General features: G+C 60.7%; 6 protein-coding genes and 1 pseudogene. All 7 read right to left on the minus strand.

Annotated features, from left to right (window positions below):
- The coding region (gene nuoG / locus VF672_RS13885; RefSeq protein WP_331105155.1) for an NADH-quinone oxidoreductase subunit NuoG at positions 1-1,452 on the minus strand (1,452 nt) is incomplete at its 3' end.
- Between the two features lie 134 nt (positions 1,453-1,586).
- On the minus strand, positions 1,587-2,945 hold the full coding sequence (nuoF, locus tag VF672_RS13890; protein ID WP_331105156.1) for an NADH-quinone oxidoreductase subunit NuoF: 1,359 nt from the start codon (positions 2,943-2,945) through the stop codon (positions 1,587-1,589).
- A complete protein-coding gene (gene nuoE / locus VF672_RS13895; RefSeq protein ID WP_331105157.1) occupies positions 2,942-3,439 on the minus strand; it encodes an NADH-quinone oxidoreductase subunit NuoE in 498 nt (165 codons plus the stop codon). Before nuoE ends, nuoF begins: the two co-directional genes overlap by 4 nt.
- 2 nt (positions 3,440-3,441) lie before the next feature.
- A complete protein-coding gene (gene nuoC / locus VF672_RS13900; RefSeq protein WP_331105158.1) occupies positions 3,442-5,223 on the minus strand; it encodes an NADH-quinone oxidoreductase subunit C/D in 1,782 nt (593 codons plus the stop codon).
- Positions 5,224-5,298: 75 nt separating this feature from the next.
- Positions 5,299-5,973 carry an NADH-quinone oxidoreductase subunit B gene (locus tag VF672_RS13905; RefSeq protein ID WP_331105159.1) on the minus strand — a complete coding sequence of 225 codons (675 nt, stop codon included), beginning with the start codon at positions 5,971-5,973 and terminating at the stop codon, positions 5,299-5,301.
- A 10-nt stretch (positions 5,974-5,983) separates the two neighbouring features.
- Entirely contained in the window at positions 5,984-6,397 is a 414-nt protein-coding gene (locus VF672_RS13910; protein ID WP_037008823.1) for an NADH-quinone oxidoreductase subunit A, read from the minus strand.
- Positions 6,398-6,880: 483 nt separating this feature from the next.
- Positions 6,881-7,079 (minus strand): annotated as a pseudogene (locus VF672_RS13915) (isocitrate lyase); the annotation flags it as partial.

Consider the following 7,079-nt stretch of genomic DNA (forward strand, 5'->3'; position numbering starts at 1 on the left):
CGCCGTCGCGATGCGCTCGGCCAGTGCCAGCGCTTCGCTGTCCAGACCGATCACGGCCGGCGCGCTCGCGTCAATCGCGTGGGCCACGGCGAAGCCTATGCGCGCCAGATCGTCGGGCGCCGCGTGCACGCACTCTTCAGCGATGTCGTCGAGGCGGGTATCGGTCAGGCTGGCGATGAACAACGGGTTCATCTCGTGCTGGCCGATGTTCTTCACCGCAGCGTCTAGCCAAGGCTGGACTTTCATCGCAGCGGCCATGTCTTCGGCTTTGTTTTTCACCGACTGACGCAGGCCGAGGGCCATGCGCGCAGCGGTCTGAGTGACGTCTTCGCCGAGGATGAACACAGCGTCGTGCTCTTCGACTTCACGAAGGGTCGGGATCGGCAGCGGGCTGTCTTTCAGCACCTGGGCGATCAGACGCAAACGCTCCAGTTCACCGGCTTCGATGCCTGAGTAGAAATGCTCGGCGCCGACCAGTTCGCGCAGGGCGAAATTGCTTTCCAGGCTGGCACGCGGCGAGCCGATGCCGACAATGTTGCGCCCGCGCAGCAAGTCGGCCGCTTTATCCAGCGCAGCGTCCAGGCTCAGCTTGACGCCTTCGGCCAGCGGCTGACGTGGACGGTCCTTGCGGTTGACGTAGCCATAACCGAAACGGCCGCGGTCGCAGAGGAAGTACTGGTTCACAGAACCGTTGTAGCGGTTCTCGATGCGGCGGATTTCGCCGTACCGCTCACCCGGGCTGATGTTGCAGCCGCTGGAGCAGCCGTGGCAGATGCTCGGCGAGAACTGCATGTCCCACTTGCGGTTGTAACGCTCGGAGTGGGTCTTGTCGGTGAACACACCGGTCGGGCAGACCTCGGTGAGGTTGCCGGAGAATTCGCTTTCCAGCGTGCCGTCTTCAACGCGACCGAAGTACACGTTGTCGTGGGCGCCGAACACGCCGAGGTCGGTGCCGCCGGCGTAGTCTTTATAGAAGCGCACGCAGCGGTAACAGGCGATGCAGCGGTTCATCTCATGTGCGATGAACGGCCCCAACTCCTGATTCTGGTGGGTACGTTTGGTGAAGCGATAGCGGCGCTCGTTGTGGCCGGTCATCACCGTCATGTCCTGCAAATGACAGTGACCGCCTTCCTCGCAGACCGGGCAGTCGTGCGGGTGGTTGGTCATCAACCATTCAACGACGCTGGCGCGAAACGCCTTGGATTCGTCGTCTTCGATGGAGATCCAGGTGTTGTCAGTGGCCGGCGTCATGCAGGACATGACGATGCGACCACGGGTGTCGTTCTCGTCGGTGTACTGCTTGACCGCGCACTGGCGACAGGCGCCAACACTGCCAAGGGCTGGATGCCAGCAGAAATAAGGGATGTCGAGGCCCAGCGACAGACATGCCTGCAACAGGTTGTCTGCGCCATCGACTTCGAGCGCTTTGCCGTCTACGTGGATAGTGGCCATGGTTCAAAGTTCTTCGTTGGCCCGGTGTCAGCGGGCGTGGCTAATGGAATCTCGGTGCCATCCGACTCAAACAGCCTTGCGGCGTCGTCGGATGCAAGGAAGGCGGCGTTGTGCGCCGCCGACCGTTTATCTTGTTATGCGCCGACCATGGTCGGACTGGTGACCTGAGTGAGGTCGCCCGCACGTGCCGGTGCGATGCCTGCCTCGAACTCCGGCCGGAAATACTTGATCGCGCTGCCCAGAGGTTCCACGGCGCCCGGCGCGTGGGCGCAGAAGGTCTTGCCAGGGCCGAGGAAGTTGACCAACCCCAGCAGCGTCTCGATATCGCCCGGTTGACCCTGGCCATTTTCGAGGGCGCGCAGCATCTTCACGCTCCACGGCAAGCCATCGCGGCACGGCGTGCAGAACCCGCACGACTCCTGCGCGAAGAACTCTTCCATGTTGCGCAGCAGCGAAACCATGTTGACCTTGTCGTCCACCGCCATCGCCAGACCGGTACCCATCCGGGTGCCGACCTTGGCCACGCCGCCAGCGTAGAACTGGCAGTCCAGGTGCTCCGGCAACAGGAAACCGGTACCGGCACCGCCGGGCTGCCAGCACTTGAGCTTGAAGCCGTCGCGCATGCCGCCGGCGTAGTCCTCGAACAGCTCGCGGGCTGGCAGGCCGAATGGCAATTCCCACAGGCCGGGGTTCTTCACTTTGCCGGAGAACCCCATCAGCTTGGTGCCGTGGTCTTCGCTGCCTTCACGGGCCAGCGATTTGTACCAGTCGTTGCCGTTGTTGACGATGGCCGGGACGTTGCACAGGGTCTCGACGTTGTTCACACAGGTCGGCTTGCCCCACACGCCAACGGCGGCAGGGAAGGGCGGCTTGGAGCGCGGGTTGGCGCGGCGGCCTTCGAGGGAGTTGATCAGCGCGGTTTCTTCGCCGCAGATGTAACGCCCGGCGCCGGTGTGCACGATGAGTTCGAAATCAAAACCGCTGCCGAGGATGTTCTTGCCCAGCAGGCCGGCCGCTTCGGCTTCTTTCACCGCGCGGCGCAGGTGCACCGCCGCGGTGGTGTATTCGCCGCGCAGGAAGATGTAACCGCGGTAGGCCTTCAGCGCACGTGCACTGATCAGCATGCCTTCGATCAGCAGATGGGGCTGTTGCTCCATCAGCATGCGGTCCTTCCAGGTGTTCGGTTCCATTTCATCGGCGTTACACAGCAGATAACGGATGTTCATGGATTCGTCTTTGGGCATCAGCCCCCACTTCACGCCCGTGGGGAAGCCCGCGCCGCCGCGACCTTTGAGGCCTGAGTCTTTGACGGCCTGGACGATTTCGTCAGCCGACAGCGTCGCGAACGCTTTTCGCGCCGCTGCGTAGCCGTCTTTCTTCTGATACTCATCGAGCCACACCGGCTCGCCGTCATCGCGCAGACGCCAGGTCAGCGGATGGGTTTCCGGGGCGCGGGTGATCAGGTTGGCGGGGCCGAAGGAAGTGATGGTCATACGTAACCCTCCAGCAGCGGGGCAACGCCCGAAGGCTGCAGATTGCCGAAAGTGTCGTCGTCGATCATGACCGCCGGCGCCTTGTCGCAGTTGCCCAGGCAGCACGCCGGCAACAGCGTGAAGCGGCCGTCGGTAGTGGTCTGGCCCAGGCCGATGCCCAGCGTGCTCTGAATTTCGCCAACGATGTCTTCATGACCGGCGATGAAACAGACCATGCTGTTGCAGACGCGAATGATGTGGCGGCCCACCGGTTGACGGAAGATTTGGCTGTAGAACGTCGCCACGCCTTCGACGTCGCTGGCAGGGATGCCCAGCACTTCGCCGATTGCGTAGATGGCGCCGTCCGGCACCCAGCCGCGTTCCTTCTGAACGATTTTCAACGCTTCGATGGACGCCGCGCGCGGGTCTTCGTAATGGTGCATTTCGTGCTCGATGGCCGAGCGCTCGGATTCGCTGAGGGCGAAACGGTCTGTCTGGATAAGCGTGCTGTTCATGCTTAGCGGTCCACGTCGGCCATAACGAAATCGATACTACCCAGGTACGCAATCAAGTCCGCGACCATGCTGCCTTTGATCACCGAAGGGATCTGCTGCAGGTGCGGGTAGCTTGGGGTGCGAATCCGGGTACGGTAGCTCATGGTGCCGCCGTCGCTCGTCAGGTAATAACTGTTGATGCCCTTGGTCGCTTCGATCATCTGGAAGGATTCGTTGGCCGGCATGACCGGGCCCCACGAAACCTGCAGGAAGTGAGTGATCAAGGTTTCGATGTGCTGCAAGGTGCGTTCTTTCGGCGGCGGCGTGGTCAGCGGGTGATCCGCCTTGTACGGGCCGGCGGGCATGTTGCGCATGCACTGCTCGATGATCTTGAGGCTCTGGCGCATCTCTTCGACGCGGACCATGCAGCGGTCGTACGCGTCGCCGTCGTGGGCCAGGGGCACTTCGAACTCGAAATTCTCGTAACCCGAATACGGGCGCGCCTTGCGCAGGTCGAAGTCCAGACCGGTCGCTCGAAGGCTAGGCCCGGTGACGCCCCATTCCAGCGCTTCCTTGGTGTTGTACGCGGCAACGCCAACGGTACGACCTTTGAGGATGCTGTTCTGCAGCGCCGCCTTGGTGTACTCGTCCAGGCGCTTGGGCATCCAGTCGATGAAGTCCTTGACCAGTTTCTCCCAACCGCGCGGCAGGTCGTGGGCGACACCGCCGATGCGGAACCAGGCCGGGTGCAGACGGAAACCGGTGACGGCTTCGATCACGGTGTAGGCGCGCTGACGGTCGGTGAACGTAAAGAACACCGGGGTCATGGCGCCCACGTCCTGGATGTAGGTCCCCAGGAACAGCAGGTGGCTGGTGATGCGGAAGAACTCGGACATCATGATGCGAATGACGTTGACCCGATCCGGCACGGTGATGCCGGCCAGCTTCTCGACCGAAAGCACGTACGGCAGGTTGTTCATCACCCCGCCGAGGTAGTCGACGCGGTCGGTATACGGAATGTAGCTGTGCCAGGACTGGCGCTCGCCCATCTTTTCGGCGCCACGGTGGTGGTAACCGATGTCGGGCACGCAGTCGACGATCTCTTCGCCGTCCAGCTGCAGGATGATACGGAAGGCACCGTGGGCCGAAGGGTGGTTCGGGCCCAGGTTGAGGAACATGTAGTCCTCGTTGGTGCCGGAACGCTTCATGCCCCAGTCTTCCGGACGGAAACGCGCGGCTTCCTCTTCGAGCTGCTGCTTGGCGAGGGTCAGGCTGTACGGGTCGAATTCCGTGGCACGGGCCGGGAAATCCTTGCGCAGCGGGTGACCTTCCCACGTCGGCGGCATCATGATGCGGGTCAGGTGCGGGTGGCCCGGGAAATCGATCCCGAACATGTCCCACACTTCACGCTCGTACCAGTTGGCGTTCGGCCAGATGCCGGTCACGGTCGGCATGCTCAGGTCGCTTTCGGACAACGCGACCTTGATCATCACGTCGCTGTTACGTTCTATCGACATCAGGTGATAGAACACGGTGAAGTCAGCGTCCGGCAGGCCACGGCGCTTGGTGCGCAGGCGTTCGTCGACGCCGTGCAGGTCGTAGAGCATCACGTACGGCTTGGGCAACTGACGCAGGAACGTCAGGATTTCGATCAGCCGGGCACGTTGCACCCACAGCACCGGCAGGCCGGTGACGGTGGATTGGGCGGTGAACGCGTCAGCGCCAAAACGGTTATGGAGTTCAACGACGACCTCTTGGTCGTCAGCCTTGTGAGGCGGGATGTACAGAGCGGTGTCTGCAGTCATAGGTCTCGATCGCTATCGGTCAACGTACAGAATGAACCCAGGTTCAGGCTTCTTTTTATAAAAGAAAAAACCGGATCAGACTTCGTCGGGGCTGCGCAGGTTGGTCACCGCAATACGCTGTTCACGGCGCTGTTCCTTCTGCGACGGCATCTCGGCGCGGTAAACGCCTTGGTCGCCGACGACCCAGGAAAGGGGACGACGCTCCTGGCCAATGGATTCCTGCAGCAGCATCAAGCCTTGCAGAAACGCCTCTGGGCGGGGCGGGCAGCCGGGCACATAAACATCCACAGGCAGGAATTTGTCCACGCCCTGAACCACCGAATAGATGTCATACATGCCACCGGAGTTGGCACACGCTCCCATGGAGATGACCCACTTGGGCTCCAGCATCTGCTCGTACAGGCGCTGGATGATCGGGGCCATCTTCAGAAACGGTGTGCCGGCGATAACCATGAAATCCGCCTGACGCGGCGATGCCCGGATGACCTCGGCGCCAAAGCGGGCGATGTCATGGGGCGCCGTGAAGGCGGTGGTCATTTCCACATAACAGCACGACAGGCCGAAGTTGTACGGCCAAAGGGAGTTCTTGCGACCCCAGTTGACGGCACCATTGAGCACGTCTTCGAGCTTGCCCATGTAGATGTTTTTGTGGACTTGGTCTTCTAACGGATCGGAAACGACTTCGCGTTCGCCGATGGGGTACTGCTCGTTAGGAGCGTCCGGGTTGATCCTGGTGAGATTATATTGCATTGCCAAAGCCTCATTGTTTTAGCTTCGCCTGCCGGTTACGGCGACCAACGGGAGCCCAATCGAGCGCCCCTACCCGCCATAGGTAGACAAGACCTGCCAACAGAATTGCTATGAAAACGAGCGCTTCGGCGAAGCCGGTCCAGCCGCTTTCGCGGACGGACACAGACCAGGCGTACAGAAAGAGGGCTTCAATGTCGAAAATCACGAACAGCATCGCGACCAGATAGAATTTTGCCGATAGCCGCAGACGGGCGCCGCCGGTGGGCAGCATGCCGGATTCGAACGGTTCGTTTTTACTGCGGCCCCAGGCTTTGGAACCGAGCAGGCTGGAAAGGCCGAGCATGAAGGCGCAGAGGCCGACGACACCAAGGAGAAATACGGCGAAGCCCCAGTTGTGGGCAATCAATCCTGTCGAGTCGGGCATGCTGGCAGTCCTTAACAGAGAGCAAAGGTCTCTGAGCTTGAAAGAGTAGAAGCAGTGACGATATGTCGCAGTGCGACCAATCCCGGGATTTTATGTGCAAAAGGGGGGCAAGTAAATTTTCTGCATCAAATTTATTCACAGGATTAATGAGATAGGTCACGATTTTCGTGCCCATGCCCAGCAGGGGCGGGGATTGAGGAGGGTTTGAAGAAATATGTTTCGCTCGCGAAGCAGGCACTTCGAAAGGGTTTAAATGATAATAAATATCATTTGGAGGGGCGTCTGGCGTGTGTCACTGGAGCGTGACGAAGTTCCCATTAATTATCGACGGTAAGTTTGCCGGTTAATGGATGTCTCGTGAATTAACTTTCACCGGCCGATGGAAGTTGCCTATGGCAATAGTTGACTTGCGCAGTAGGGTACTTCCGCCGTTTCACCAAAAAGCCGCCCGAAGGCGGCTCCTGCGTCCAATCATCGAGTGGCTTAATGGAACTGTTCTTCTTCCGTCGAGCCGGTCAACGCTGTCACCGAGGACTTGCCTCCCTGGATAACAGTGGTCATGTCATCGAAGTAACCGGTGCCCACTTCCTGCTGGTGCGCCACGAAGGTGTAGCCCTTGGCGGCGTCGGCGAACTCCTGCTCCTGCAGTTTCACGTAGGCGGTCATGTCGTTGCGGGCGTAG

Origin of the sequence: Pseudomonas sp., from assembly GCF_036387035.1 — a bacterium.
In the GTDB taxonomy this organism is placed as follows: domain Bacteria; phylum Pseudomonadota; class Gammaproteobacteria; order Pseudomonadales; family Pseudomonadaceae; genus Aquipseudomonas.